This window comes from Citrobacter sp. Igbk 14 (genome assembly GCF_028069825.1).
GTDB lineage: Bacteria > Pseudomonadota > Gammaproteobacteria > Enterobacterales > Enterobacteriaceae > Citrobacter.
On record NZ_JANEWM010000127.1, the window covers coordinates 1 to 3160 of the forward strand.

Genomic DNA, 3160 nt, shown 5'->3' on the forward strand with positions numbered 1-3160 from the left:
GGTAATTTACTCAGGTTAATGAAGTACCAGAATCCGTCTGATAAATTGGCAAACAGCGATGAGAGATTGCTTGAATCTGGCAGTAACTCAACAAGGATTTCAACGAAGCCCTGGACTACAAAATACAACGCAAAGAATACGACGAATTTAATAATCAATGACCGGAATACAAAACCTAACAAAGTATTTAATGCACTAATCAGAATCCCAAACATAGTTGCACTCCTTTAGGCACTCAGAATAATACGGAGCGCAACAAATCCCCATATAATCAGAAATATGGTTTCTACGGCGCTTCTGTTCTGCTCAATTAACGGACAATGGGAGTCAATTCTGTACTGGTGATTAAACACGCTGAATTCAACAACGGGGCAGGATGCTGAACGAGAGCCGATGTTAAATTCGTTTGTAAAAGGCAACAAGTTAATAATTGGCGTTAAAATATCTCTTGCCGTTGGCGTTTCTTCAAGCTCAGGCTCTTTTACACCGGGATCTTCTCCCAAATCTATATTGCCATTATTTCCAGTGTCAGACCCTGAGTTGTTATTAATGGTAATATCAATATTGACGTCAGCCCCTGCACTGTCAGATACAGGTGAAAGCATATCTAATAACGTTGGAGATAGCCTAAGTTCCGACATCGCAGAAGTTACTTCAGCCGGTGAAACCTCTTTAAACGGTAAGCCGTTATAATCTGCATTAACGGCAGCTTCAGACCACAGCTCGTTAATCATGTCGGCAAGAAGTGCTGGCGATACACTAACACTATCAAGATACTCCAGATAATCAATCATGGACTCAATATTTCCGGCCTCCAGTACTTCCGTCATGGCTTTATATTTGGTATTGGTCCAGATAGTAAGCTCACTCTTTTCATCAATATCTTTTGCGGTGTAATCCTCTTTTTCAGGAACGGCGCAAATCGTCGAATATCCACCATTTGACTGATTAGTCGTTTTACAAGGCGTGTTGTGATACTGATATTGCTTGCCTGCTGTTAAATAAGCAACGCTGTAATACATGGGAAGCCCTGCTACATTTTCATACATGGGAATACCTGCGGGAAATGAAGATGCGGCCGGGTTGCTATACAAGTGTGTAATCTCAGGTATTTCATAAAATGAGGAAGGATAAGTAAACTTATAATTCTGTTCAGTAAAGGATACATCTCCATTACTGTTGACAACTTTATTCGTCACAGTGCGTTCAAAATTCGTTAGTGTTTCAGTATAAGTACGCGAGTTATAGTCATTAAGATAATTTCTGGCAATTTCAGTTGGATTATCACCATAGTAATAAATTAGCTCTTTCGAATCCTGATAATAATAAAGCGCATTATCTGGCGTGGAATATCCTGTTTCAACACCTACAACTGGAGAACCCGCATCTACATTATTACGACTAACATGAAGGATTACCGGACTTAATTCCTGTGGTTCAAAATTAACGGTTATCGTCTTACTTTCACCACTTTGACCACTGTACGTTACTTCATATAAATTATCGGAAATCTTTTTACCGTTAGTCATTACCATTACCGAGCCGTCAGATGAACTCAAAGAAGACGGAACAAAAGATGATACAGCCGCAGCAATACCCGCCCACGTTGCAACACCGCTCATTTTGTATGATGAGGCAGCAGGCAAGTATTCGGCAGCATTAGCCGCAGCGCGGCCAACAAAAACACGGGTTGCTGTAAGCTGTGATGCCGTATAAATCGCATCATTGGCAGCAAAGCGACGAACAAGCACCCGGCCAACGACTTTAGGAATAACAGCCCGCGCAGCCACTGCTGCAATTGCTGGTACAAATGAATATGAATATCGGGGAAAGGAAACCCAGAGAAAGGAAAAAATAAAGGAATAAACCGTCAGCCTCTTAGCCCAAGAATAACGACATAAGCTGAGACGATCCCCCATAAAAGGGAACCCAATTTCCATAATTCAATCTCCATAATAACCTCAAGTAAAACGGGCGATATTGCATCGCCCATGAATAATGAATTTATGCGGATTTAACGGTACGCAATACCCAGCGAACGCCAGCGACACCGGCATAAAGTGTTACCAGTGAAGCAGCAACGGCCATAATCGCAACCAGAACTGTACTGAAATCAATGCTGTTCGTCAGCGGCGATAAATCAACACCACTTGATGCCGCTCCTTCTGCAGCGAAAGTCGCGCCAGAAACAGCCATTAATGCAGGTACAGCCAGAAAACTAACGATTTTTTTAAACATAACTCTATCTCCATTAAATTTTAAAGGTTCGCATTCAAGCAGTACGAACCATCTTTATTACCTGTCCCACACCTACAGAAAAAAGCCAGAGCAGCAGGACAGAGCCAAAACCTAATGTCCAGTAATTTCCCATTGCAGAATAATCAATTTGATGAAATGGTTCAGAACGTACCATTATTGCCTGACATTCTTTTGCATTGTTCGCATTACATAAATAACCTTCAATACGGTAACCATTTTCAGGAATATGATTATCAAACTGAATATCGAAACCTGATGTATCCATAATCAGCCTTTTATTTCAGTAATGCCGCCATCTGATGAAATGTTATAAGTTACTCCTTCCCTCCCCTCCATTGACCAGACGCGAACATATACAGGTATCTGGACTAACTTACCGATAAAATTATTTGCCTGATTCATTACACCGGCATTAACAAGAGCCTGAGATACACGAATAATAATCTGGTCTTGCTTAGTGCCGCCAAAACCATCAGGAATCTCTAAGCCAACACCAATTTCATTATAGTATCCCTGACCATTGACCTTATTACGCTGGCGAGCACCAAGCATTTTACCTTTTACAAAAAGACCATAATTAGACATATCACTCTCCTTTAATGCCAGTTACTGGCATGTGAAATACGGTTATAATCGAAAATTAAACCTTTCTCATAAACCCATGATGGAATTTTGGCTGGTTTGGCTTCAAGAGTACGAACCAACGGAACAACGTTATTAGAATCCGGTGACTCACAATAAAAGTTAATATCTATTCCGAAAGAAAGTAATTCTTTACGGTGTCGGTAGAATGTAGGTTTCGGTAACATCTCTTTCATGTTCGCGCCCTGCTTCCACAATAAATATGTAGACTGTATTTTTCTTGGGAGATTAATTATTTTTTCATCAGTTAATATGGTAT

6 protein-coding genes are annotated in these 3160 nt (G+C 40.6%); all 6 read right to left on the reverse strand.

Annotated features, from left to right (window positions below):
* Positions 1-215: DUF2523 family protein (locus NNN64_RS22665; protein WP_271442864.1), on the reverse strand; the 215-nt coding region annotated here is incomplete at its 3' end.
* A 12-nt stretch (positions 216-227) separates the two neighbouring features.
* Complete coding sequence (locus NNN64_RS22670; RefSeq protein ID WP_000741236.1) at positions 228-1790, reverse strand: hypothetical protein; 1563 nt, start codon at positions 1788-1790, stop codon at positions 228-230.
* Between the two features lie 214 nt (positions 1791-2004).
* Positions 2005-2238 (reverse strand): hypothetical protein, encoded by a 234-nt coding sequence (locus tag NNN64_RS22675; RefSeq protein ID WP_000473544.1) that lies wholly within the window; start codon positions 2236-2238, stop codon positions 2005-2007.
* A gap of 34 nt (positions 2239-2272) precedes the next feature.
* The gene (locus tag NNN64_RS22680; RefSeq protein WP_000381239.1) at positions 2273-2524 is read right to left on the reverse strand and encodes a membrane protein; all 252 of its coding nucleotides are present in this window, start codon (positions 2522-2524) and stop codon (positions 2273-2275) included.
* A gap of 2 nt (positions 2525-2526) precedes the next feature.
* A complete protein-coding gene (locus NNN64_RS22685) occupies positions 2527-2844 on the reverse strand; it encodes a DNA-binding protein (RefSeq protein ID WP_000073835.1) in 318 nt (105 codons plus the stop codon).
* Positions 2845-2855: 11 nt separating this feature from the next.
* On the reverse strand, positions 2856-3160 hold a 305-nt coding region (locus NNN64_RS22690), incomplete at its 5' end, for a phage/plasmid replication protein, II/X family (protein ID WP_249537612.1).